Below are 24,327 nucleotides of genomic sequence, written 5' to 3' on the forward strand. Positions count from 1 at the left end.
GCACAACCCAAGGAACAACGATGAGCACGATCAACTACAGCGAGAAGATCCCCAACAACGTCAACCTCGGCGAAGACCGCACGCTGCAGCGCGCGCTCGAAGGCTGGCAACCCAACTTCATCAACTGGTGGGACGACGTGGGTCCGGACGGCTCGACAAACTACGACGTGTACCTGCGCACGGCCGTGAGCGTCGATCCGCAGGGCTGGGCGCAGTTCGGTCACGTGAAGATGCGCGACTACCGCTGGGGCATTTTCCTGAACCCGGGCGATGCCAACCGCGAAATCCACTTCGGCGACCACAAGGGCGAAAAGGCCTGGCAGGACGTGCCCGGCGAACACCGCGCCAACCTGCGCCGCATCATCGTGACGCAGGGCGACACCGAGCCCGCATCGGTCGAGCAGCAGCGCCACCTGGGCCTCACCGCGCCGAGCATGTATGACCTGCGCAACCTGTTCCAGATCAACGTGGAAGAAGGCCGCCACCTGTGGGCGATGGTCTACCTGCTGCACAAGCACTTCGGCCGCGACGGCCGCGAAGAAGCCGAGGCGCTGTTGCAGCGCACCTCGGGCGACGAGAACAATCCGCGCATCCTGGGTGCCTTCAACGAGCGCACGCCAGACTGGCTCGCGTTCTTCATGTTCACCTACTTCACCGACCGCGACGGCAAGTTCCAGCTCTCGGCGCTGGCAGAAAGCGCGTTCGATCCGCTGGCGCGCACCACCAAGTTCATGCTGACCGAAGAAGCGCACCACATGTTCGTGGGCGAAAGCGGCGTGTCGCGCGTCCTGGCGCGCACCGCACAGGTCATGAACGAACTGAAGACCGACGACGCGCAGAAGGTGCGCGCCGCGGGCGCCATCGACCTGGGCACCATCCAGCGCTACCTGAACTTCCACTACAGCGTGACCATCGACCTGTTCGGCGCCGACCAGTCGAGCAACGCCGCCATCTTCTACAGCTCGGGCCTGAAGGGCCGCTACGAAGAAGGCAAGCGCACCGACGACCACGTGCTCAAGGGCCAGACCTACAAGGTGCTCGAAGTGAAGGACGGCCAGCTCGTCGAGAAGGACGTGCCAATGCTCAACGCACTGAACGAAGTGCTGCGCGACGACTTCATCAAGGACTCGGTGGCCGGCGTCGGCCGCTGGAACAAGGTGCTCGAGAAGGCCGGCATTCCGACCCGCCTGGTGGTGCCGCACAAGGCATTCAACCGCCAGATCGGCGCGCTCGCCGGCATCAAGATGTCGCCTGAAGGCCGCGTGGTGAACGAGGTCGAATGGGCCGCGAAGAAGAACGAATGGCTGCCGAGCACCGAAGACTTTGCTTTCGTGGCATCGTTGATGGGCCGCGTGGTCGAGCCGGGCAAGTTTGCCGGCTGGATCTCGCCGCCGGTGATGGGTATCAACCGCCAGCCGGTGGATTTCGAGTACGTGCGTTTCGGGTAATCGGTATTTGCTCCTTCCCCCTCTGGGGGAAGGCAGGGATGGGGGCTAGCGGCGTGACCACGACAAGCGCCGCTTGTCCCCACCCAACCCTCCCCCGGAAGGGGAGGGCTCCAGGAGAACAACATGGACATGGCCGTTGAAGCCGGGGTCATCAAGCAGCACCTGATCGACCCCGAGATCTGCATCCGCTGCAACACTTGCGAGGCCACCTGCCCCGTCAACGCGATCACGCACGACGACAACAACTATGTCGTTCGCGCCGACATCTGCAATGGCTGCATGGCCTGCATCTCGCCTTGCCCCACGGGCTCGATCGACAACTGGCGCACGATGCCGGTGGTGCGCGCGTACTCCATCGAGGAACAGTTCACGTGGGAATCGCTGCCCGCCGAACTCTCGCCCGAAGAGCTCGAAGCCGCGGGCGTTGCGGCCGGCAGCGGCGATGAAACCGAGGCGGCCGCTGCGCCCGTGCCGACGCAAGCGCAAGCCACCGCCGAAGCCGCCGAGCCCGTCTTCAATTCCGCCCAGTACGGCGCCACCGTGCCGCCCTGGTCGGCCGCGCATGCCTACACCAATCTCTTCCCGCCGAAGTCTCCGACGACGGCCACGGTGGTCGGCAACTTCAACTGCACTGAAGCGGGCTTCGACAGCGAGACGCATCACATCGTGCTCGACTTCGGCGTGGTGCCGTTTCCGGTGCTCGAGGGCCAGTCGATCGGCATCGTTCCGCCGGGCGTGGATGCCATCGGCAAGCGCCACCATGCGCGCCAGTACTCGGTGGCCAGCCCGCGCAACGGCGAGCGGCCCGGTTACAACAACGTGTCGCTCACCGTGAAGCGCGTGACCGAAGACCACCAGGGCGACCCGGTGCGCGGCGTGTGCTCCAACTACGTCTGCGACCTGAAGGTGGGCGACACGGTGCAGGTGGTGGGGCCGTTCGGCGCCTCGTTCCTGATGCCGAACCATCCCAAGTCGCACATCGTGATGATCTGCACCGGCACCGGCAGCGCGCCCATGCGCGCCATGACCGAATGGCGCCGCCGCCTGCGCAAGAGCGGCAAGTTCGAAGGCGGCAAGCTCATGCTGTTCTTCGGCGCGCGCACGCAGCAGGAGCTGCCGTACTTCGGCCCGCTGCAGTCGCTGCCGAAGGACTTCATCGACATCAACCTGGCGTTCTCGCGCACGCCGGGCCAGCCCAAGCGCTATGTGCAAGACCTGATGCGCGAGCGCGCCGCCGACCTGGCCGCGCTGCTCAAGGACGGCGCAAGCCACTTCTATGTATGCGGCCTCAAGAGCATGGAAGAGGGCGTGGTGCTCGCATTGCGCGACGTGGCGAAGGAAGCGGGCCTGGACTGGGACACCGTAGGCGCTGCGTTGAAGCGCGAAGGCCGGCTGCACCTGGAGACGTATTAAGCTGCGGCGGATGAAGTTCGCCGACTTTCATGAGGGGCAGGTCATCGAGGCCGGGCCCTACGTCGTTTCCGAGGCGGAACTGATCGGGTTTGCGCAAGCGTACGACCCGCAGTGGTTTCACACCGATGCAAACGCCGCCGCCGGCAGCGCCTTTGGCGGACTCATCGCGAGCGGCTGGCACACCTGCTCCATCGCGATGCGTCTTGTGGTCGATGCTGCACTCGCGGGCTCCGAATCGTTCGCGTCACCGGGGCTCGAGCATGTGCGCTGGCCGCATCCCGTGCGGCCCGGCGATGCCCTGCGGCTCGTGGCCGATGTCATCGAGGTGCGGCGATCGGAAAAACGGCCCACGCTGGGCATCATGCGCTGGCGTTGGCGGCTCTTCAACCAGCGCGAGCTGATGGTGCTCGACGTGGAAGTCACGAGCCTATTCAGGCTTGAAGCGACCGGCTGACGCTCCATGAAGAAAAGCCCGCAACGCCTGGGCGCTGCGGGCTTCCTGGCCGCTGGCGGCCTTCGGTCACGAAGCGGTTTACTTCGTCACATCGACCGCGCCCGAGCCCTTGGCCTTGCCGCTGGCCTTCGCGCCCACGCCGGCACCCGAAGGCTTCACGGCCCCGCCGGCCGAGCCCACCGCACCCGTCGCGCTGTTCAGCGTGCCGCCGACCGTGCTGGTCACACCGCCCGCTGCATTGGTTGCGCCGCCCACCGCGCCGGTGGCACCGTTCACGGCTCCGGTGGCACCGCCTACCGTGTTGGTCGCGTTACCTACGGCGCCCGTTGCACCCCCGACCACGCCTCCGAGCGTATTGCCCAGGCCGCCCGCTGCGCCGCCGGTGCCACCGCCGGCATTGCCGCTGGCAGAGGTGCCCGCTGTTGCGGCCGTTCCCGCCCCTGCACCTGCACTGCCTTGGGCCGGTGCAGTCTTCACCGCGCCCGACGTGTTGACATCGGCATTCACGCCTACACCCACTCCAACGCCTTGCGCCTGTGCAAAGCCGCTCAGTGCGAGCAGGCTTGCGAGCAAGGCGCCGACGACGATGGACTTGTGTTGTTGTTGCTGCTTCATAGGTAACTTTTCCTTTCGATTGAATGGTCGGATGACCAGAACCGGTTTTGGGCCAGTTCGGTCGCTACCGTGACCACACCGCCATATGTCGCCGTGTGCGAAGCAGTCGCTCACTTGCGTGGGACGCCTCCGTCAGCGGAAAACGGAGCTCGTGCGTTAAGGCGGCCGGTTCGACGCGGCGAATCAAGGCAGCAGGTGCGCGCTGAAAAAAGCAGTTGTCTTGCGGTTGAGCTCGGGCAGTGCGGCGGCGCGATCGAACGCCGGCGGGTCGTTGAGCAATTCACCGATCAATCCCGTGAGTCCCGGCGGCAGCGGGGAGAGCAGCGAGCCATGCCCGCCTGCGGGCAGGTCGGCAATCAGTTCGCAGCGCGGCAGGCACGCGGCGAGCACCGGGTCGCTGTGATGGCGCGGAATCAGCCAGCGGTCCTGCTGCGCGGTGATCAAGCCCAGCGGGACACCTGGGGTGGCAAGCGTGGCCAGGTCGAAGTCCGCTGAAAAAGGAACGCCCGCCACCACGGCGGCAATGCGCGGGTCGTGGTGTTCGTGCGGCGCGGCGTCGGTGAAGCGGCGGCGAATCACGAACAGCGCGCCCCACTTCCTGATGTGGTCGAACCAGCTTCCGGTCAGCCGCGTGATCAGGCCGACGCAGGCCTGGAAATCGCCTTCCAGCTCGGCCTCGCAATGCCGCGCGAAAGCCGCCGGCGACCAGCGCCCGCCTGCCAGGCTCAGCGCGGTGTGGCCACCGGCCGATATGCCGTACATCCCGACCTTGTCGAAGCTGAGCAGCGGTGCAAGACGTGCATCGCGCGCGGTGGCGTCGATGGCGCGCGAGACCTCGGCTGGGCGCATGGCCCAGCTGTCGGGCCCGGGGTTGCTGCCGTCCTTGTAGTTGTCGGCCTTGTGCTCGGGCATGGCCACGACGAAGCCGGCATCCACCATGCCCCGGATAAGGTCTGTGTGAACCCACGGGGCGCCGCCCGACCCGTGCGAAACGACGATCAACCTGCCGTTGCCGCGAACCGGAGCGCCTTGGTGGGCCGCCTCCAGCGTGAAGCGGCCACGCCGCACCGGCTGGGTCTCGCTGCTGGAGGGGTAGAACACCGTCACCGGGCCGTCTCCGTCGGCCCCGGGAATCTCCGAAAGCCCCATGGCGCCATGCGCCAAACCGGCCAGCAGCGCCAGCCCCCAGGCTGGCAGAAGGAAAAACAGACGTGGCATCGAATCGAACTCCTCTGGTCATCAAAGGCCCATGCCCTTGGTGGCCGAGACGATGCCGCGGCACGCTCGCTGCGTCTTGCCGAAACCCGCAAGAGCGGTTTTCGGCTGCCCGATTTCAGGAATCGGCCAGCTTTTGCTTGCGGAATTCGGTGGGCGTGAGGCCGGTCGCCAGCTTGAATGTGCGGTTGAACGGTCCGATCGACTGAAACCCCGCAGTGAGCGCAATGGTGAGAACGGGGAGCTCGCGTTTGTCCGGATCGGCCAGCGCGGCCATTGCCTCGGCAAGCCGAAAGCCGTTGACGTACGCGCTGAAGTTGCGATGCCCAAGCCGCTGGTTGATGACCCGCCGTAGCCGGTATTCCGGAACGGCCAGCCGCGCGGCCAGGCTGGCGATGCTCAGGTCTTCGCTGCGGTAGGCACGGTTGTCCGCCATCAGGCGCTGAAGGGATTCCGCCAGCCGGTCCTCTGCGGGGTCGGACGCGGCCCCGGGCCTGGCTACGCACGGGGGTGGGGCGGTGGCTTCGGCCGCCGCAGGAAGTGCGGCCGGAAGCACGGTGGGAAGCCCCACCGGAAACAGATCCGAACCCGCCAAGCGCAGCATCCGCGCCGCCACAACGGCCACGATCAGCAGCAACATCACGACATCCGCCGCAGCCCATGCATCTGACAACCGGCCATCCGGCGAGGCCAGCCTCGCTCCGAGCATTGCCAGGCTGTACCCGGTGCCGGTCACTGCGATGAACATGCGCAGCCTGCGCCGCTTCTCCACCAGGTCGCCGCGCCAGTACGAAGCCACCGCCAACGCGGCAAGTACCGGGAAAAACAACGGCACGGCGCGTTGCAGGCCCAGCGTGACGGTGGCGGTGGCCGAAGCGGCATCGGGCAAGGCTGCGCAATTGAACGCGGCCAGCCCGGCAACCCCGGCCCAGGCCGCGACATGCATCGGCCGCAGCGTGAAGTCGTCGTCGAACAGCGCCTGCACGAACACCCAGAACAGCACCGCATTGCCTACCGAGATCGCAACCAGGGGTGCCTGCCAGAGCCTGGGCACGAGCGCCTCGAACGTCGGGGTGGAGCCGACCACCTGCACTGCAAGGCCGAGCGCCAATGCTGCGCCCGCACGCGCGGCCGGCAGCCGAGGCCGGTCGCGGCCCAGCACCAGCCCCAGCAGGAGCAGCAATGCGATCAAGACGCCGCGTAGTGCGGCGTCGGCCAGGTTGGAGGGTGCGGAGACGGGCATGCGACAGCTATACAGCGAAAAGAGCGGTTTGAAAGCGGCCAAAAATAACAGGCGAGCAACCGGCAACCTTGAGGCTTGAAGGGTCAAAAACGAGTGCAGCATACATGCGCACGATCACGCAACTAATAATGTTGCATGAAACGAGACAGCAAGCTTTCCGCAGTTCTCCACGTGCTGCTGCACATGGCCGAGACGGACGGGCCCGTCACCTCCGAATCGCTGGCCGTGGCCATGCACACCAACCCGGTTGTGGTGCGGCGGGTCATGTCGGGCCTGCGGCAGGCGGGCTTCGTGAGCTCGGCCAAGGGCCATGGCGGCGGGTGGGTGCTGTCGTGCTCGCTGTCTGCGGTCACGTTGGGCGACATCCACAACGCGGTCGGTTCGCCCGCGCTGCTGGCCATGGGCAATCGCACCGAAAGCCCCGGCTGCGTGGTCGAGCAGGCGGTGAACGCCGCGCTCGATGGCGCCTGCCAGGAGGCCGAGGCCTTGCTGCTCAAGCGTTTCAACGGCATCACGCTGGCCGATCTGTCGAAAGACTTTCATCGCCGCATGACGGGCGGCGGCTTCACTCACAAGGACATTGAACATGCGCTATGACGCTCTTGTCGTGGGCGGCAGCTTTGCCGGCCTTTCCGCTGCGATGCAGCTTGCCCGCGCGCGCAAGAATGTGTGCGTGGTCGATGCGGGCGCGCCGCGCAACCGCTTTGCCGCCGCCTCGCACGGCTTTTTCGGCCAGGACGGCACACCGCCGCTGAAGATGATTGCCGACGCGCGCGCCAAGGTGCTGGCGTATTCGAACGTCACCTTCATCGAAGGGAGCGTGGCGGGCGCCCATGCCGATGGTGCAGGCGGATTCAACGCGTCACTGGAAGGCGGCCGGCAGCTGTCGGCAGGCAAGATCGTTCTGGCGTTCGGCGTGCAGGACGGCTTTCCGGACATCGCCGGTGTGCGCGAGCGCTGGGGCGCCAGCGTGCTGCACTGCCCCTATTGCCATGGCTATGAATTCAGCGGCCGGCAACTGGGCATCCTGCTCGAAAGCCCGCACGCGCCCGAACACGCCATGCTCATTGCCGAATGGGGGCCGGCCACGTTGTTCTTGAACGGCAACAACACGGTCGACGACGAAGTGCGCGCCAAGCTGCGGGCGCGCGGCGTGGCCATTGAAACGGATCGCGTCGTGGCGCTCGAAGGGCCGGGGCAAGAGCTTTCGGCCGTGCGCCTCGAGGGCGGCCGCCTCGTGCCGCTCGACGCTTTGTTCCTGGCGCCCCGCACGCGGCCGGGCAGCCCGTTGGCCGAACAGCTGGGTTGCGCGCTCGACGATGGCCCGTTCGGCCCGGTGATCCGCACCGACGCGATGAAGATGACTACGGTGCCCGGCGTTTTCGCCGCGGGCGACGCCGCCATGCTGATGCACAACGCCACGCTGGCCTCCGCCGACGGCGTCATGGCCGGGGTGTCTCTGCACCGGTCGCTGGTGTTCGAAACCTGACAGGCCGAAACTGCCCCAAAATCGCTCTATAATCGGAGCCCTGAAATGCGGGAATAGCTCAGTTGGTAGAGCGCAACCTTGCCAAGGTTGAGGTCGAGAGTTCGAGACTCTTTTCCCGCTCCACATTTCGTGCAAAAGGCCACCTCACCGGTGGCCTTTTCTTTTGGGCGCTGCAAAGTTTTCAGCCCCTTGCCGGCAGCACCGTCCCCCGGCTTTCGCCAAAGCCGATGCGCGCATGCCCCGGCTTCTCGCACCAGCCGCGCAGCAGCACCGCATCGCCGTCTTCCAGGAAGCCGCGCTGTTCGCCGTTGGCCAGCGTGACCGGGCTTTGCGCGGCACGGGTCAGTTCGATGATGGCGCCGGCCTCGCCGGGCCCGGGCCCCGAGATGGTCCCGCTGCCGAACAGGTCGCCCGGGTTCAGGCTGCAGCCGCCCACTGTGTGGTGCGCCACCATCTGCGCCACGCTCCAGTACTGGTGCTTGAAGCTCGTGCGCGACAGGCGGGAAGGGCCGCTCTTGTCGCTGCGCGCTTTCTCGCTTTCGAGCCACACCTCGAGCCGGATATCGATGGCGCCGCTCTCTCGGTTCGCTTCGTTTTCCAGGTAGTCGAGCGGCTGGGGTTCGTTCGCAGGCCGCGTCCAGGCCTGGCGGTAGGGCGCGAGCGCCTCCATCGTCACGATCCACGGCGAGATGGTGGTCGCGAAGTTCTTTGCCAGAAAAGGCCCGAGCGGCGCCATCTCCCAGAACTGGATGTCGCGCGCCGACCAGTCGTTGAGCAGGCAGATGCCGAAGATATGTTCTTCCGCATGCGCGAGCGGAATGGGCTCGCCCGCCGCATTGCCTTCGCCGATCCACACGCCGAGCTCGAGCTCGTAGTCGAGCCGCGCGCAAGCGTGATATGTCGGCGCCTTGGCGCCCGGCGCCATCGTCTGGCCCATGGGGCGGTGAAAGCGCTGGCCGCTCACGCCGATGGTCGACACGCGCCCGTGGTACGCCGTGGGAATCCACCGGAAGTTGGGCGTCACGTCCCCATCGGGGTTCATCAGCCGGCTGATGTTCAGCGCGTGGTCGATGGAGGTGTAGAAGTCGGTGTAGTCGCCGATGCGCGCGGGCACCGTGTACTCGACCTCGGCTTGCGGCACCAGGCATTCGCGCACGGCGTTTCTGGTCGCGACCGGTGCGTCGCCCCGCAACAATGCGAATACCGCATGGCGCAGCGCCTGCCATGCGGCGCCGCCGAGCGCGAAGAAATCGTTCAGCGCCGGCAGCGCGGCGGCACGGGCCGCATCGAGTGCGAGCCCGTCGAGCAACTGGCGCGCCGAAAGCGCCGCCATGTCGAGCACCTGGTCGCCAATGGCGACGCCGCCGCGAAACGGCTCCGGGCTGCCCGCGCGGCGGAACACCGCGTAGGGCAGGTTCTGGATCGGGAAGTCGGTTCCCGCGGCATTGGCGGTGTCGAGCCAGCTCCTGGCGGCGGCGTCATGCGTGTGGTTGAGCGCAATCATCTGTCTTGATGTCCCGTGTTCAAACCGACGCCATCAGCGCATCGTCGAAGATCGCCACCGCGCGCGTCCAGCCCGCCGATGCGCCGCGGATCTTGTGCGGAAAGCAGCTGATGAAAAATCCCGTGGGCGGCAGCACCTCCAGGTTGTGCAGCTTCTCGATGTGGCAGTAGCCGATGTCGCGGCCGGCCTTGTGGCCTTCCCAGATGAGCGAGGCGTCCTTCGTTTCGCCGTACTTCTTGGCGGTGTGCACAAAGGGCGCGTCCCAGCTCCATGCGTCGGTGCCCGTCAGGCGCACGCCGCGTTCCAGCAGGTACATGGTGGCTTCGTAGCCCATGCCCGCGCCGGCCGAGACATAGTCGGGGTTGCCGTAGCGCGAACCCGCGCGCGTGTTCACCACCACGATCTCCAGCGGGCTCAGCGTGTGGCCGATGCGCTTGAGTTCGGTCTCCACGTCCTCCGCCGTCACCACGTAGCCATCTGCAAAGTGTCGGAAGTCGAGCTTCACGCCCGGCTGGAAGCACCATTCGAGCGGCACGTCGTGAATGGCAATGGCCGGCTTCTTCTCGCCCAGCGCCTTATCCATCGTGGAGTGAAAGTGATAGGGCGCATCGAGGTGCGTGCCGTTGTGCGTGGAAAGCTGCACCAACTCCACGGCCCAGCCTTCGCCGTCGGGCAGGTCTTCCTTCTTGAGGCCCGGAAAGAAAGGCTCGATCTGCTCGTACGTTTGCTCGTGCGTGAAATACTGGATCTTCGGCGCGAAGGCGGGCGGGTCGGACAGCACATCGTTTTCGAGAAAGATCGAAAGGTCGACAAACTTGCGTGGCATGGCGGGGCTCCTTGCAGGGTATTGATGTTGGCGTGAAGGGTTCGTCAGGGCCGCTGCCAGCGCAGCAGCCGCTTCTCGGCAAAAGCCAGCAGCGCGTTGCTCACAAAGCCGATGAGCCCGAGCAGCACGATGCCGGCAAAAAGATCGCTGGCGCGAAACGCGCGCGCCGCGAGAAGAATGGCCTGGCCCAGGCCGCTTTGCGAGGCGATCATTTCGCCCACCACCGCAACGATGAGTGCAATGGTCAGCGCGAGCCGCATGCCGGCCAGGATGTCGGGCATGGCGTTGGGCAGGCCCATCTTCCAGACAAAGGCCGCGCGCGACATCTGCAGGCAGCGCGCCACTTCCGATAGCCGCGGCTCCACGGCCGCAAAGCCGTGCACCGTGGCCAGCAGTACCGGCCACATCGCGCCGAAGGCCACCACGAAGAGCACCATGCCGGGATTCAGCCCGAAGATCGAGATGGCCAACGGCAGCAGCGCCGAAGCGGGCAGGGGGCGGATGAATTCAAGCGTCGGCTGCACCCACGCGCGCACCGCGGGCGAGACGCCGATGGCCGCGCCCAGCACCACGCCGAACAGCGAGGCCAGCAGCCAGCCCTGCACCATTCGGCCGACCGTCGCCTGCGTGAACGCGAGCAGCTCTCCGCCTCCATTGCCGTTCGCGCCCGAGAGGTTGAGGCCTTCGAGCAGGCTCGCAAAGGTGGCTTGCGGTGTCGGCAGGAAAACGCGGCTCACCCAGCCCGCGTTGCTCGCAATCCACCACAGCGCAATAAGCGCGCACAGCACGGCCAACGAGCCGAGCCATTCCGTGCCGACGCGTCGGCGGCCTGCCTCGTTCATGGCAGCACCCCCATGCGTTGCGCGACCACGCGCTGCAGCAGCACCATGCCCGCATTGATCGCAAAGCCCACCACGCCGATCCAGCCCAGCCAGGCAAGCATCAGCGCAGGGTCGAAGCTTTGCTGCGCAATCATCATTGCGTAGCCCATGCCGTGCGGGTTGGCCGCAATCTCCACCGTCACGGCCACCACCAGCGCCACCGCCACGCCGAGGCGCAGCGCCACGAACAGGCGCGGCACGATGGCCGGCAGCACGATCTTGAAGGCGCGCTCGCGCGGCGAGAGCCCCAGCACGCGGCTCACTTCGAGCAGCCGGGGCTCGATCTGCTGCACCGCCGACTGCACCAGCACCAGCAGTGGCCAGAAGGTGGCGAACGCAACGATGGCCAGCTCCATGCGCACGCCGAAGCCGAAGCTCAGCATCGCGAGCGGAATCAGTGCCACCGAAGGCACGGGCCGCAGCACCTCGATGGACAGCGAACCGAGCTGCGCCGCGCGCCGCGAGAGCCCGATCACCAGCCCGAGTGCAATGCCGAGCACGGCCCCCAGCAGCAGGCCGAGCGCAGCCGTGCCCAGCGTGAAGCCCGTGGCCTGCCACAGCGAGCCGTCGAGCGCCGCACCCATGAAGGCCTTGGCCGCGGCGCTCGGGGGAGCGAGTGCGTCGCTGCCCAATGCGGCCGCGCGGCGTGCATACCACTCGAAGGCGCCGACCAGCATGGCCGGAAAGACCCATGGCCGAAGCCAGCGAAGGATGCCGCTTTCAGTCATGGCCCTGCTCGATAAAGGCGAACAGCTCGCGGCGCAGCCGCAAATACTCCGGATGCTCCTTGGTCGTGAGCTGGTCGCGCGGACGCGGAATCTTCACGTCGATCATCCGCGCCAAGCTCGGCCGCCCCGGCCCGGGGTTGGCCTGCAGGGCGACCACGCGGTCGCCCAGATAAATGGCTTCTTCCAGGTCGTGGGTGACGAACAGAACCGTCAGCCCGTCGTCGCGCACCAGGCGCGCGAGCTCGTCCTGCAGGCTCTGGCGCGTGAGCGCGTCGAGCGCGCCGAAGGGCTCGTCCATCATCATGAGTTCGGGCTTCTGCGCCAGGCAGCGGGCAATCTGCGCCCGCTGCTGCATGCCGCCCGAAAGCTGCACCGGAAATTTCTGCGCGTGCTTTGCAAGCCCCACCTTGCCGAGCACGTCGGCAATGCGCGGCGCACGCTCGGCCGCGGGCACGCCGGCGGCTTCGAGCGCCAGGCTCACGTTGCCTTCCACCGTGCGCCAGGGCAGCAGCGCGCGGCCGTAGTCCTGGAACACGAAAGCCACTTCACGCGAAGGCTCCGTCATCTTCACGCCGTTGCGCCGCACTTCTCCGGCACTGGCGGTGACCAAGCCGCTGGCCGCGCGCAGCAGCGTGGTCTTGCCGCAGCCGCTCGGGCCGACGATGCAGACGAACTCGCCGCGCGCCACGTCGAACGAAGTGGGCGACAGGATCTCGCGCCCGCCGAGCCGGATCGCGACGCCGTCGAAGCGAAGGAAGTCGGCGGCAGCGTTCACTTGGCAATCAGCTTTGCAACGTCGATGGAGGTCTTCAGCATGTCCTGGTCCTTCATCAGGCCGACCCAGTAGCCCAGCTGCTTTTCGTTCACGGTGGCGCCCGGCGGCGAGATCTGGATCTTCGCGAGCACTTCGGGCGGCAGCTTGATGTACTTGCCGATGGCCGCTCGCACCTTGGCGTCGTTCTTCGGCTGCTGCATGAAGGCCGCGGCCTCGACCAGCGATTCGCGGAACGCGCGCGCGGCGCCCGGGTTCTTTGCCACCCACTCGCGCTTGGCCGCATGCACGATGGTCTGGTTGTTCTCCGGCAGGAAGGTGGAGTAGTACGAGGCCACGTAGCCCGCGCCGCTCTCGGTGATGCGGCTCATGAACGGGTCGGCCGACACCACCGCATCGACCGAGCCGCCGCGCAGCAGGTCGGCATGCTGCGGAAACGACGCCTCGACGAAGTTGACTTTGCGGTAGTCCACGCCGCTGTCCTTGAGCCATGCGCGAAAAGTCACGTGCAGGAAAGCACCGAGGCCGGGCACGCCGATCTTCTTGCCCACGCAATCCTGCGGGTTCTTGATGCCCGAGCCCGCGCGCGCCACCAGGCCAAAGCCTGTGATCGTCTTCGACGTGAGCCCGCCGCCCGCGACCAGCACCAGGTCGAGCCCGCCGTCTACCGCCTGCAGGAAGACCGAAGGCGTGGGCCCGCCGATCTGCAGCGAGTCGGACTGCAGCGCGGCCGGAATGGTGGAGTTGAGCGGAATGAACTTGAGTTCCACCTCGAGGTTGCGCTTCTTGAAGTAGCCCTCTTCGGCGGACACGAACACCGAGGCGAAGTCCGACACGGCCGTGTAGCCGAACACGATCTTCGGGTTCGATTGCGCGCGCGAAGGCAGCGCCGCGGCGGCCGATGCGGCGCCCAGCACCGACAGCAGGGTGCGTCGTTTCATCATGTCTTTTGTCTCCTGGGAGTGGTGGTTTTCTTTGGCGGGGCCTTCGGCCGCGGCAGCGCTGCACGCAGCCCGCCGACGATGAAGTTCACGAGCATCGGCGTGGCCGCAGGATCGCTGCGCACGTTCTCGCCGTGCGAAAGCCGTTCGATGCGGCTGTCGTTCAGGTGATGCAACAAGGCGCCCAGCGCAAACTGGTAGGCCCACGCCACCTGCCCGCGCGTGGCGTGCGGCATGGCGAGGTGCAGTGCGTCGATGTACGCCTCGGCCAGCGGATCGAAGTAGCCGCGCAACACGCGGTCGGCTTCCTCGGTGGCGTGGTAGAGCTCGCGCGCCACCAGCAGTGCGTAGTACTCGCCCTCGGCGCTGGCGCGCAGCGCAAGCACGGGGCCGGTAAAGGCCTCGATGATGCGCGGCAGCGTGCGCAGGTCGGCCGGGTCGATGTGCACCGCCTTGAGGCCCGCGAGCCGCTCATCGATGCTGTGGCTCCAGTGCTCGAAGATCGCGTGGAAGAGCTCATGCTTCGGGCCGTAGTAGTAGCCCACCAGGGCCAGCGGCACGCCCGCCTCTTCGGCAATCTGGCGGATCGTGACCGCGTGATAGCCGTGCTGTGCAAAAAGCTTTTCGGCCGCCAGCAGGATGGCCTGCCGCCGGTCGGGCCGGGTGGCTTCGGCCACAGGAGCCGCAGCCCGGTGGGCGCTTCGTTTGGCGGGCGGGGTCCGGGTGTTCATCGGGCGTATTGAACGTCTGTACAAAACTATTGAACACACGTACAAACCCTGAGGTCAACCCCGATTGAGCGATGCGGAACGCGGCATTACCCTCAAGCCATGCGAGCCCCCAACATCCCCCAGATACGCCTCTACCAGGACTGGCTGCGCGACCAGCGCGGCCTTTCGTTCGACACCTACGACGCGCTGTGGCGCTGGTCCGTGACCGACCTGGACGCCTTCTGGCAGAGCATCTGGGACTACATGGGCATGCAGTCGCCCACGCCGCACACCGCGGTGCTGGCCGAAGCGCGCATGCCCGGCGCGACGTGGTTTCCGGGCGCGCAGGTCAACTACGCGCGCGAGGTGCTGCGCCATGCGGACGCGGCGCATGCGGCCGGCATGGCCGCCATCGTGAGCGACAACGAGCTCGGCGAAGTACGCGAGATGTCGTGGCCCGAGTTGCGCCGCCAGGTGGCTTCGGTTGCGCTCACGCTGCGTGCGCTTGGGGTGCGGCGCGGAGACCGCGTGGCCGCCTACATGCCCAACGTGCCCGAGACCATGGTGGCGTTTCTCGCGTGCTCGAGCATCGGCGCGGTATGGAGCGTGTGCGCGCCCGACATGGGCATGGCCGCCGTGGTCGACCGCTTTCGCCAGATCGAACCCACGCTGCTGATTGCCGCCGACGGCGTGCACTACGGCGCCAAGCCCCTCGACCGCAGCGCCGTGGTGCAAGAGCTGCGCGGCGCACTGCCCAGTGTGCAGAAGCTGCTGCTGCTCAGAACGCCGTATGCCGCGCAACAACTCGCGGCCGATGCGGACTGGCAGGGTGCCATCGCGCGCAACGATGCCGAGGTGGCAGCCTTCGAACCCGAGTGGCTGCCGTTCGACCATCCGATCTGGATCGTCTATTCGAGCGGCACCACCGGCCTGCCCAAGCCCATCGTGCACGGGCAGGGCGGCATCCTCATGACCATGTATGCCTGCGGGCTGCACAACGACGTGGGCGCGAGCTACGGTGCCAACAACTTCGGCGAGCGCTTTCACTGGTACAGCTCCACGGGCTGGGTCATGTGGAACTGCCAGCTTGGCGGGCTGGCGTTCGGCTCGACCATCGTCATCTACGACGGCCACCCGGCCGGCAGCAAGGAGAAGCCCGACTGGGCCGTGCTGTGGCGCTTTGTCGCCAAGCACCGCATCACCTTCTTCGGCGCCGGCGCAGCCTACTTCACCAACTGCATGAAGGCCGGCGTGGTGGCAGCCGAATGCGGAGACCTCACGCGCGTGCGCGCCTTGGGAAGCACCGGCTCGCCATTGTCGGAAGAAGTGCAGCGCTGGGGCACGGAGCAGCTGCTGGCCGCGGGCGCCGACAGCGTGTGGTGGTGCAACATCTCAGGCGGTACCGATTTCTGCGGCGCGTTCGTTGGCGGCAACCGCGAACTGCCCGAGGTACCCGGCCAGATGCAGTGCCGGCAACTCGGCCACTCGGTCGAGGCATGGAACGAAGACGGCCAGCCCGTCATCGGCGAAGTGGGCGAGCTGGTCTGCACCAAGGCCATTCCATCGATGCCGCTGTACTTCTGGGGCGACGAAGGCAACGCACGCTACCTGTCGAGCTACTTCGACACCTACCCCGGCATCTGGCGCCACGGCGACTGGATCAAGATCGGCGAAGACGGCGGCTGCATCATCTACGGCCGCAGCGACGCCACCATCAACCGCCAGGGCCTGCGCATGGGCACCAGCGAGATCTACAGCGCCGTGGAAGGCCTGCCCGAAGTGCTCGACTCGATGGTGGTCGATCTCGAATACCTCGGCCGCGAAAGCTACATGCCGCTGTTCGTGGTGCTGCGCCCCGGCGTGCCGCTGGACAACGCCATGCGTGCGAAGATCAACGACGCCATCAAGACCTCGCTTTCGCCGCGCTTTGCGCCCAACGACATCTTCCAGGTCGACGAAATCCCGCGCACGCTTTCGGGCAAGAAGCAGGAGCTGCCCATCAAGAAGCTGCTGCTCGGCCAGCCGATCGAGAAAGTAGTCAACCGCGAGGCCATGGCCAACCCGGGCAGCCTCGACTGGTTCGTGGCCTTTGCGGCGCGGCGCGCGGCTCAGGCCAGCAGTTCGTAGAGCACCATGCGCGTGCGGCGCCCGCGAATCTCCGCGTCTTCCTCGATGCGGCGCGTGCGCAGGCGCCCGCGCAGCGCCTCGAAGGTGGCTTCCGACACCAGCGTCTGCGTGCCCAGCTGCTTGTTGATGCCCTCGATGCGGCTCGCCACGTTGATCACGTCGCCGAATGCCGTGTAGGCCAGGCGGTCGTTCGATCCGAGCACGCCCGCAATCACCACGCCGGTATGAATGCCGATGCGCGTGCGGAATTCAGGCAGCCCTTCGGCGCGCCACTTGCGGTTGAGCTCGCCCATTTCGGCGTGCAGCTGAAGGGCCGCCGTGCAGGCCTGGTACTCGGCGTCGCGCAGGTCTGCCGGCGCACCCCACAGCACCATGATGCCGTCGCCGATGAACTTGTCGATCACGCCGCCGTGCTGTGCGAACACGCGCGCTGCAAGATTGAAATACTCGGTGAGCATGCCTACCAGCACATCGGCCTCGAGCGATTCGGATATGCGGGTAAAGCCCTCGACGTCGGTGAACATCACCGCAATGCGCCGCGGCGAGCCGCTGGGCGCCAGCGTGTGGCCTTCGGCGATGAGGCGGTTGATCACATCCACCGGCACGAACTTGCTGAAGGCCTTGAGGCTTCGCGCCGATTCGTCCAGGGCCTGGTCCAGGTGCTGGATTTCGAGCACGCGGCTCGGCTCGCGGGGCAGGTTGTCCAGCTCCAGCAGGCCGATGCGCCGCGCAATGCGCGACAGGTTCTCGACCGGCGACGTGACCAGCTTGGAAAGCCGCAGTGACAGCAGCAGCGTTGCCGCCAGGAAAATCACGGCCAGCAGCAGCCCCCACAGCACGGCGCGCTGCAGGCCGCCCAGCAGCATGTCTTCAGGCACCCAGCTGACCAGCTGCCAGCCGGTGGACGGAATGCGCGAGTGCTGCACCAGATAGCGCTTGCCGTCGAACGCGATGGAAAAGCTGGTGTCGTGCGGTCCGGCCGCAAGGCCGTCGGCGACCATGTGCTCATGCAGCGCGCCGAGCACGCCACCCTTGGCCGGCGCCAGTTCGCGCACCACGCCGGGCACGTCGCTGCGGGCAAGCACCTGATAGTCGGCGCTCAGCAGGGCGCTGTTGCCTTGGCCGCTGCCACTGCTGAAGAGGCGCACGAATTCGGACAGCCGCCCCAGCGACACGTCGCCCGCCACGACCATCACGCCGTCGCTGCCTTCTTCGGGGCCGCGCCTGCTCGGCAACGCATAGGTCACGCCCAGCTCCTGCGCGGCGGCAAAAACGTAGGGCTGCGTCCAGATCGGGCCCTTGGCCTGGCGGGCCTGCATGTACCAGCTGCGCTTGGTCGGGTCGTAACTGCTGCGGTAGGCCTCGATGTGCGTCGTGCCGTAGCGCTGCCGCACGCCGCCTGGTGTGTCGGACGCCGGCTTGTACTGCCATGTCTCGGTGGTGAACTGCGGGCCGCGCGAGATCTGCCGCACCGCCAGCGCGGGGTAGCGCAACACCATCAGCATCTGCCCGTCGTCGTTGGCCACGTAGGTGCTGTCGAGTTCGGGCGATTGCTGCAGCAGCGTCCACAGCAGCTCGGCGGTCTGGCCGTTGTTGTCGCCCGCGGGGCGCAGGTTGGGCGAGTCGCTGATTGCGCCCACCACCGATTCGGTCTTGGCCAGAAAGGCGAGCACCTTGTCTTCGGTGCGGTCGTGGTTTGCCTTGTGGGCCGATTGGCCGATGCTGGAGACCAAGCGCTGCGAGCCCCAGTAGCCCAGCGCCACCAGCAGCAGCGACTGGCTCAGGGCGACGGCGCTGACGACCGTGCCCACGTCCACTCTGAAGCGGCGCGGCTTGCGATAGGGGCCCGTGGCCCTTGGCGGTGTTGGTGTTGTCTCCACAGAAGCAAAGGACGGCTGCCCCGTCGAGGAATGCAGCGGTCATTTTGCGGTGGGTGCGCTAACAGGTGTCAGCGTAAGTGTGCAGTGCGCTACTAACGCACTTAAGTTTTCAATGGAGGTGTGCAGAATTTCGCGTCCGATGCAACACTTCAGCGGCGCAAGGGAACTATCTGGGTCAGTGCGCGTCGTGGAAAATTATTCCCAGCGTATGCCGCCGGCCCGTGCGCACCCGGCTCACGCCATGCCGCATCCTCACGCGGTAGGTGCCGCGCGTGCCGGCCACCGGCCGCTGGTTCACCGCGAAGATCACCGCTTCGCCCTGTGCGAGCGGCACCACCTCCGCGCGCGACTGCATGCGCGGCCGCTGCTCGGTCAGCACGAATTCGCCGCCCGTGAAGTCTTCGCCCGGCCGGCTCAGCAGCACCGTGAGCTGCAGCGGAAACTGCAGGTCGCCGTACAAGTCCTGGTGCAGGCAGTTGTAGTCGCCCTCGTCATAGCGAAGCAGCAGCGGGGTGGGGCGCAACTGGCCCGCCGCATGGCAGCGCGCAAGGTAGGAGGCGTGGTCCGCCGGGTAGTCGGCCGGCTGCCCCATGGCTGCGGCCCATGCGTTGGCAAGAGGCGCCAGGCGCTCGTAGAGGGCGCTGCGCCACTCGGCGAGCAACGGAGGGAGCGGGTTGGCAAAGTATTGGTACTCGCCCTGGCCGAAGCCGTGGCGCTGCATCACCACGCGGCTGCGGAAGTGGCCGGGCTCGTCGTAGAGCGCAGCCAGTGCGGTGCATTCCTTGGGGCTTAACAGCACGCCCGTCGCGGCGCAGCCGCGCGTGGCGAGTTCGGTTTCGATGCGCGGCCAGTCGAGGACGGCAACAGATTTTTCGGGAGAGATCGGCATGCGGCCAGTGTGCTGCCGGAATGGCGGCGGCGCTGGCCGTTTTCGGACACCACGTCCGGCCAAGGTTGCCTGCCTATACCTGCTCGCCGGCTATATCCACTTGCCGCTGCCCGTCGGCATCTGGATGTTGGTGGCCGGGTCGCTGCCGCTCACCAGCGCGCCGATCGCAATGCTCAGCAGCGAGATGAAGATGCTTGCGAAGAACGCGGTCCAGAAGCCCGAGAGCTTGAACCCGCGCACCAGCGCGGCCACCAGCATGATCATCAGCGCGTTGATCACCAGCAGGAAGAGGCCGAAGGTGAGCAGCGTCAACGGCAGCGTGAGCACGATTAAAAGCGGCTTGACCACGGCATTGGCGAGGCCGAGCAGCAGGGCCGAGATCACCAGCGCCGATGTGCTTTCGAACTTGAGGCCGCGGAAGATCAGGCTTGCGACCCACAGCGACAGCGCTGTGATGGCCCAGTGCACGAGAAAGGGGACGAGGTTGTTCAGCATGGTGTGAGGGGTGCAAGAGACGGCCCGCGCGATGATGCAGGCCATCATATCGGCAGCGTCTCAGGATGGGTCGCGCCGTGCCTCGGCCAGCAGCCAGTCGCTGAAGAACTTCAGCAGCGGCCGCTGGTCGGCGCGCTCGGGTGTTACGAGGTAGTAGTTGCGCTCGCCCGAGAGCGGCCGCGCGCAGGCCACCACCAGTTCGCCGCGCGCAAGCTCATCGGCGACCAGCATGGTGGGCATCAGCGCGACCCCCAGGCCGTGCGAAGCGGCCGCGGCCAATATGGAAAACAGCTCGTAGCGCGGGCCGCCACGCGCGTTGGGTGCGTCGATCTGCTGCGCGTCGAACCACTGGCGCCAGCCGTCGGGCCGCGTGCTTTGCTGCAGCAGCGGCATCTTCGCGATGGCTGCGGGCGCCACCGGTTTGCCGCGCGGCAGAAGCGAAGGGCTGCAGACCGGCACCACGTCTTCGTGCATCAGCATGAGTGCGCGCGTGCCGGCCCAGTTTTCTACTTGCGCGGGCGTGCCGGCATACAGCGCGGCATCGAACTCCGCATCGGCAAAAAGAAAAGGGCGGGTGCGCGTCTCGATGTGCACCACCACGTCGGGCTGCAGCGCCGCAAAGCCCTTGAGGCGCGGCATCAGCCAGCGTGTGGCAAAGGTGGGCACGGCCGCCAGCGAAAGCGAGCCGCCTTCGCCCTGGTGCGCCATGGCGTCGAGCGTGTCGCGCTCCATGGCTTCGAGCCGCTTGGTGATCTGCCGCGCGTAGGCGGCGCCGCTCGCGGTAAGCGCCACGCCGTGGCGGGTGCGGCGGAACAGCGCCACGCCCAAGAAGGCTTCCAGCGTGCCGATCTGGCGCGACACCGCGCTTTGCGTGAGCGCGAGTTCCTGCGCGGCGCGGGTGTAGCTCTCGTGGCGCGCGGCGGCGTCGAAGCACACGAGGGTCTGCAGGGGTGGGATCTTGCGGCGCATGTATGCCGCTAGTGTATGACTGGGACGATGCCGCTACCAATGGAAACGTCTTTGTGCGCAGCGGCGAGATGTGCGTCGTGCGCATATCTGGGTGAGGATTCATCGTTTGCGCCCGGCCCCTTGCATGGCTAGGATCGGCTCATTCCCCTCGGTTTCTTTTTTTTCCCCTATTCCGGAGACAGCCACATGGCCGCCAAAGCGCAATTCCACTGGGACGACCCCCTTCTTCTCGACCAACAACTGACCGATGAAGAACGCATGATCCGCGACGCGGCCAATGCCTACTGCCAGGAGCGCCTGGCGCCCCGCGTCATCGAGGGCTTTCGCACCGGCGAAACCGACCCGGCCATCTTTCGCGAAATGGGCGCGCTCGGCCTGCTCGGCCCCACCATTCCCGAACAGTACGGCGGCCCCGGCCTCAACTACGTCGCCTACGGCCTGATCGCCCGCGAAGTCGAACGCGTCGATTCGGGCTACCGCTCGATGGCCAGCGTGCAGAGCTCGCTGGTGATGGTGCCCATCTTTGAATTCGGCACCGAAGCGCAAAAGCAGAAATTCCTGCCCAAGCTCGCCACCGGCGAATGGATCGGCTGCTTCGGCCTGACCGAACCCGACCACGGCTCCGACCCCGGCAGCATGGTCACGCGCGCCAAGAAGGTGCCGGGCGGCTATTCGCTCAGCGGCGCCAAGATGTGGATCAGCAATTCGCCCATCGCCGACGTGTTCGTGGTGTGGGCCAAGGAAGTCAGCGAAAGCGGTACCGTGGGCCCGATCCGCGGCTTCGTGCTCGAAAAGGGCATGAAGGGCCTGAGCGCCCCCGCCATCCACGGCAAGGTGGGCCTGCGCGCCAGCATCACCGGCGAAATCGTGATGGACGGCGTGTTCTGCCCTGAAGAAAACGCGTTCCCCGAAGTGCAGGGCCTGAAGGGCCCGTTCACCTGCCTCAACAGCGCACGCTACGGCATCTCGTGGGGCGCACTGGGCGCTGCCGAAGACTGCTGGCACCGCGCCCGCCAGTACACGCTGGACCGCAAGCAGTTCGGCCGCCCGCTCGCGGCCAACCAGCTCATCCAGAAGAAGCTGGCCGACATGCAGACCGAGATCACGCTGGGCCTGCAAGGCAGCCTGCGCCTGGGCCGCATGAAGGACGAAGGCACCGCCTCGGTCGAGATCACCTCGATCATGAAGCGCAACAACTGTGGCAAGGCCCTCGACATTGCCCGCCTGGCGCGCGACATGATGGGTGGCAACGGCATCAGCGACGAGTTCGGCGTGGCGCGGCACCTGGTGAACCTGGAAGTGGTGAACACCTACGAAGGCACGCACGACATCCACGCGCTGATCCTGGGCCGCGCGATCACGGGCATTGCGGCTTTCGCGAACTAAGACACGTTACTTCCCGGCAGGAACGATCGCTGCCGCGGAAGCTGAGGGGGCGCCGCAAGCTGCCACATATGATGGGGGAATAAATATCAGGGAGACCGGGCTCTTGAAAGGGCCCGGAACATCAATGGAAAGAACGACGCCCCCGTCGCCGGTCCGTGGCATTCTTGCGCCCCTCGTGGCCGCAGTTTGGCAAGCGCAGCCCGCATTGCTTGCCGCGTTTAGCCGAACCCCGCGCAATCGCTTGCTGCGCTCCTTGGCAATGATTGCTGGCGCAGGCTTCATCGCTTTGCCAGCCTTTGCAAGCGAAGCGCCGCCTGAGGCGCTGGAGCCCTGCGTCGAGTTGCCTTACAAGATGTACGAACCCAGCCGCTGGGTCATGAAAGGTGCCAAGCCTCACCGCTGGTCGGGCTACAACGACGAGCCCGTCGACACCTGCCTGGGGCCGAACCGCTACCGCATTCCGGCCAACCACTTCTATGACCAGATGGGGCCGGACTTCCAGGGCGGGGTGGTCTTGCTGATGCAGTGGCCCGACCTGCAGGCGCCGCTGCCGGGCAAGCGCTCGGAGGCGGAACGTGCGCACACGCTGATCAGAAGCTCTCTCGAATACGTCAACCGCGTGTCCATCGGACCGCTGTTGGAGAAGTTCATCGACTACCCCTCCGACTATCGGTATGAAAAGTTGGACCAGCGCGATAGGCAGCCCCCTCGTTTCGGGCTTATCCCTTACTACGTGAACGAGCAGAAGTTTCGAGCGCACAAAAAGGAGCGGGAGCGCATCGATGGCTATGAGTCCATTGACTATCGTTTGGAAAATCAGGAAGACTGGTACCTCGACCGTGATGCCGAGGGCCGCCTTACGACACTGATCAAGTGTGGCTCGCACCTCAAGCCCGACGGCTATGCCATCAGCGAAGACCGTGTGGAGTGGGTTGGTCCATGGGGCACCTCATGCACGCACCGGTTCGTAATTCCAGAGCACATGCTTTCGATCAGCATCGACTACTCTCGCGTCCTCCTGAAGGACTGGAAACGCTTCGAAGCCGAACTGCGCAAGCGCCTGAAGCAATACCGGGTGCGCTGAGTAGGTGGCACTTGTGATCAACATTCAACGCTAAAACAAAGGGGAGCATATGGCGGGACTCAACCAGCAGGACATGGACGTCCTCAAACATTACGCGGCGACAGGCAACCGCGTGCTGTACTGGAACTACCTGGCGCAGCACCCGGGCAATGACGGCTACGGCCTGCTGGCGCTGGGCGTGGTGCGCAACGACAGCATGCCGGGCGCGGTGGCCAACAGCTACGCGCAGATGCAAGCGGTAGCGGACGGCCGCCATCTCAGTGAGCGCGACTGGGAAAAATTCGGCCAGGACTTGATCCAGCAGGACTTTGCGCTTCGGCTTGATCACATGGCGACCAAGGAGGGGCATGTTCCGCGTCCTGAACTGGCGCTGAACCTGCCAATCCGCGATGTACAGAAGGCGCATGACAAAGCCTTCGAAAACGCCCGCATCGACCCCAACGCCTGGACACCGCGCCAACTTCTCGAAGCCGCCCGCCGCAATGGAACCGAGGCGGATGCGCAGAAGATCTGGCACACGATGCTCGATAGCTCGGCCCTGGGCGCGAGGCGGCTCGGCTTCACCACGGCCGATGTCATTGCGCTCGAGTACGACCGCCCTCTCGATGCGTTCACGTATCTGGGCAAGCTCACCCTGGCGACAGGCACCGCGTCCCGAACCCTTGCGCATAACGATCCCGACAAGATCGGCACCAAGGACCTTCATGCGCAGTATTTTCCGAAGAAAGGCACCTGGTACCAGTTCAGCGATGAGTTGAAGGGGACGATGGCGGGAGCGCCCACCTACGATCTCATCAAGGACCGGGACCGGCTCCGGGAACTCGACGACGCGCGTGCCGTGCGGCTGGAGCGCCAGGAGAAGGCCATGCAGTTCGACGCGCAAGACCCATACCGCACGCTTCCGATCAGGAAGAGTCCGTTCACGATTGCAGACAACGGCCACGGCCTTGCCCCAGCCACGCAGCTGGGCGGGCTGTCGCACGAACCGTCCGCGCCGCGCGGCAGCACCGACGACCTGTTCATTCGTTTGACGGACGCGGCCATGGCCCGCGATGGGGCCGCCATGCGTGGGGTGAGCCAGGAGTTCCTCGTGTCCACTTCGGGGCAGGAATGGCTGCAGGCAGGCCGCGAACACAACCAGGCCGAGCGGGAGGCGGCGCTCGCGGCGCAGCAAGCACAAGCAATGGCGGAACAGGCCGTCATGATGCAAGCCGCCCCCCGGCAAAGCGGGCCGGTGATGTGCATGTGACTTTGGATG

General features: G+C 66.2%; 23 protein-coding genes and 1 tRNA gene. 10 read left to right on the forward strand and 14 right to left on the reverse strand.

Annotated features, from left to right (window positions below; genetic code table 11):
* Positions 1-20: 20 nt before the first annotated feature.
* The 3 genes from boxB to QHG62_RS01300 all read left to right on the forward strand — a co-directional run bounded on the left by boxB (position 21) and on the right by QHG62_RS01300 (position 3,315).
* Positions 21-1,448, forward strand: coding sequence for a benzoyl-CoA 2,3-epoxidase subunit BoxB (boxB, locus tag QHG62_RS01290; protein ID WP_281149012.1), 1,428 nt, complete (start codon positions 21-23; stop codon positions 1,446-1,448).
* Positions 1,449-1,571: 123 nt separating this feature from the next.
* Entirely contained in the window at positions 1,572-2,861 is a 1,290-nt protein-coding gene (boxA, locus tag QHG62_RS01295; protein ID WP_281149013.1) for a benzoyl-CoA 2,3-epoxidase subunit BoxA, read from the forward strand.
* Positions 2,862-2,871: 10 nt separating this feature from the next.
* Positions 2,872-3,315 carry a MaoC family dehydratase gene (locus QHG62_RS01300; protein ID WP_281149014.1) on the forward strand — a complete coding sequence of 148 codons (444 nt, stop codon included), beginning with the start codon at positions 2,872-2,874 and terminating at the stop codon, positions 3,313-3,315.
* A 78-nt stretch (positions 3,316-3,393) separates the two neighbouring features.
* Here QHG62_RS01300 and QHG62_RS01305 read toward each other — a convergent pair whose 3' ends face one another.
* The 3 genes from QHG62_RS01305 to QHG62_RS01315 all read right to left on the reverse strand — a co-directional run bounded on the left by QHG62_RS01305 (position 3,394) and on the right by QHG62_RS01315 (position 6,388).
* Entirely contained in the window at positions 3,394-3,930 is a 537-nt protein-coding gene (locus QHG62_RS01305) for an adhesin (protein WP_281149015.1), read from the reverse strand.
* Between the two features lie 183 nt (positions 3,931-4,113).
* Positions 4,114-5,148, reverse strand: a complete 1,035-nt coding sequence (locus tag QHG62_RS01310; protein ID WP_281149016.1) for an alpha/beta hydrolase family protein — start codon at positions 5,146-5,148, stop codon at positions 4,114-4,116.
* Between the two features lie 115 nt (positions 5,149-5,263).
* A complete protein-coding gene (locus QHG62_RS01315; RefSeq protein ID WP_281149017.1) occupies positions 5,264-6,388 on the reverse strand; it encodes a helix-turn-helix domain-containing protein in 1,125 nt (374 codons plus the stop codon).
* Between the two features lie 135 nt (positions 6,389-6,523).
* Between QHG62_RS01315 and QHG62_RS01320 the strand changes: the two genes are divergently transcribed.
* The 3 genes from QHG62_RS01320 to QHG62_RS01330 all read left to right on the forward strand — a co-directional run bounded on the left by QHG62_RS01320 (position 6,524) and on the right by QHG62_RS01330 (position 8,000).
* On the forward strand, positions 6,524-6,985 hold the full coding sequence (locus QHG62_RS01320; protein ID WP_281149018.1) for an RrF2 family transcriptional regulator: 462 nt from the start codon (positions 6,524-6,526) through the stop codon (positions 6,983-6,985).
* Positions 6,975-7,877 carry an NAD(P)/FAD-dependent oxidoreductase gene (locus QHG62_RS01325; protein WP_281149019.1) on the forward strand — a complete coding sequence of 301 codons (903 nt, stop codon included), beginning with the start codon at positions 6,975-6,977 and terminating at the stop codon, positions 7,875-7,877. Before QHG62_RS01320 ends, QHG62_RS01325 begins: the two co-directional genes overlap by 11 nt.
* 47 nt (positions 7,878-7,924) lie before the next feature.
* Positions 7,925-8,000: transfer RNA gene (locus QHG62_RS01330), tRNA-Gly, on the forward strand.
* 58 nt (positions 8,001-8,058) lie between these two features.
* Here QHG62_RS01330 and fahA read toward each other — a convergent pair.
* Genes fahA through QHG62_RS01365 form a run of 7 tightly spaced genes read right to left on the reverse strand, consistent with a single transcriptional unit; the run spans position 8,059 to position 14,260 of the window.
* On the reverse strand, positions 8,059-9,381 hold the full coding sequence (gene fahA / locus QHG62_RS01335) for a fumarylacetoacetase (protein WP_281149020.1): 1,323 nt from the start codon (positions 9,379-9,381) through the stop codon (positions 8,059-8,061).
* Positions 9,382-9,400: 19 nt separating this feature from the next.
* Positions 9,401-10,207, reverse strand: a complete 807-nt coding sequence (locus QHG62_RS01340; RefSeq protein WP_281149021.1) for a cyclase family protein — start codon at positions 10,205-10,207, stop codon at positions 9,401-9,403.
* A 44-nt stretch (positions 10,208-10,251) separates the two neighbouring features.
* Complete coding sequence (locus QHG62_RS01345) at positions 10,252-11,049, reverse strand: ABC transporter permease (RefSeq protein WP_281149022.1); 798 nt, start codon at positions 11,047-11,049, stop codon at positions 10,252-10,254.
* Complete coding sequence (locus tag QHG62_RS01350; RefSeq protein ID WP_281149023.1) at positions 11,046-11,816, reverse strand: ABC transporter permease; 771 nt, start codon at positions 11,814-11,816, stop codon at positions 11,046-11,048. Before QHG62_RS01350 ends, QHG62_RS01345 begins: the two co-directional genes overlap by 4 nt.
* Positions 11,809-12,591 (reverse strand): ABC transporter ATP-binding protein, encoded by a 783-nt coding sequence (locus QHG62_RS01355; protein ID WP_281149024.1) that lies wholly within the window; start codon positions 12,589-12,591, stop codon positions 11,809-11,811. Before QHG62_RS01355 ends, QHG62_RS01350 begins: the two co-directional genes overlap by 8 nt.
* The gene (locus QHG62_RS01360) at positions 12,588-13,532 is read right to left on the reverse strand and encodes an ABC transporter substrate-binding protein (protein ID WP_281149025.1); all 945 of its coding nucleotides are present in this window, start codon (positions 13,530-13,532) and stop codon (positions 12,588-12,590) included. The genes QHG62_RS01355 and QHG62_RS01360 overlap by 4 nt, the downstream gene beginning before the upstream one ends.
* Complete coding sequence (locus tag QHG62_RS01365; RefSeq protein ID WP_157611219.1) at positions 13,529-14,260, reverse strand: TetR/AcrR family transcriptional regulator; 732 nt, start codon at positions 14,258-14,260, stop codon at positions 13,529-13,531. The genes QHG62_RS01360 and QHG62_RS01365 overlap by 4 nt, the downstream gene beginning before the upstream one ends.
* Positions 14,261-14,359: 99 nt before the next feature.
* Here QHG62_RS01365 and QHG62_RS01370 point away from each other — a divergent pair, with 99 nt between their 5' ends.
* Positions 14,360-16,366 (forward strand): acetoacetate--CoA ligase, encoded by a 2,007-nt coding sequence (locus tag QHG62_RS01370; protein ID WP_281149026.1) that lies wholly within the window; start codon positions 14,360-14,362, stop codon positions 16,364-16,366.
* On the opposite strand, the gene QHG62_RS01375 is transcribed toward QHG62_RS01370, so the two are convergent.
* From QHG62_RS01375 to QHG62_RS01390, 4 genes are all read right to left on the reverse strand, one after another.
* Entirely contained in the window at positions 16,348-18,246 is a 1,899-nt protein-coding gene (locus QHG62_RS01375) for an adenylate/guanylate cyclase domain-containing protein (RefSeq protein ID WP_432445569.1), read from the reverse strand. The genes QHG62_RS01370 and QHG62_RS01375 overlap by 19 nt on opposite strands.
* Before the next feature lie 175 nt (positions 18,247-18,421).
* On the reverse strand, positions 18,422-19,135 hold the full coding sequence (locus tag QHG62_RS01380; protein WP_281149027.1) for a 2OG-Fe(II) oxygenase: 714 nt from the start codon (positions 19,133-19,135) through the stop codon (positions 18,422-18,424).
* A gap of 90 nt (positions 19,136-19,225) precedes the next feature.
* Positions 19,226-19,630 (reverse strand): phage holin family protein, encoded by a 405-nt coding sequence (locus tag QHG62_RS01385; RefSeq protein ID WP_281149029.1) that lies wholly within the window; start codon positions 19,628-19,630, stop codon positions 19,226-19,228.
* A 60-nt stretch (positions 19,631-19,690) separates the two neighbouring features.
* Positions 19,691-20,599, reverse strand: coding sequence for a LysR substrate-binding domain-containing protein (locus QHG62_RS01390; protein WP_281149030.1), 909 nt, complete (start codon positions 20,597-20,599; stop codon positions 19,691-19,693).
* Between the two features lie 186 nt (positions 20,600-20,785).
* On the opposite strand from QHG62_RS01390, the gene QHG62_RS01395 reads away from it, so the two are divergent.
* From QHG62_RS01395 to QHG62_RS01405, 3 genes are all read left to right on the forward strand, one after another.
* A complete protein-coding gene (locus tag QHG62_RS01395) occupies positions 20,786-21,985 on the forward strand; it encodes an acyl-CoA dehydrogenase (protein WP_042580725.1) in 1,200 nt (399 codons plus the stop codon).
* Between the two features lie 124 nt (positions 21,986-22,109).
* Positions 22,110-23,069 carry a hypothetical protein gene (locus QHG62_RS01400; protein WP_281149031.1) on the forward strand — a complete coding sequence of 320 codons (960 nt, stop codon included), beginning with the start codon at positions 22,110-22,112 and terminating at the stop codon, positions 23,067-23,069.
* A gap of 49 nt (positions 23,070-23,118) precedes the next feature.
* On the forward strand, positions 23,119-24,318 hold the full coding sequence (locus QHG62_RS01405; protein ID WP_281149032.1) for a hypothetical protein: 1,200 nt from the start codon (positions 23,119-23,121) through the stop codon (positions 24,316-24,318).
* Positions 24,319-24,327: the final 9 nt, after the last annotated feature.

Origin of the sequence: Variovorax paradoxus, from assembly GCF_029919115.1 — a bacterium.
GTDB lineage: Bacteria > Pseudomonadota > Gammaproteobacteria > Burkholderiales > Burkholderiaceae_C > Variovorax > Variovorax paradoxus_O.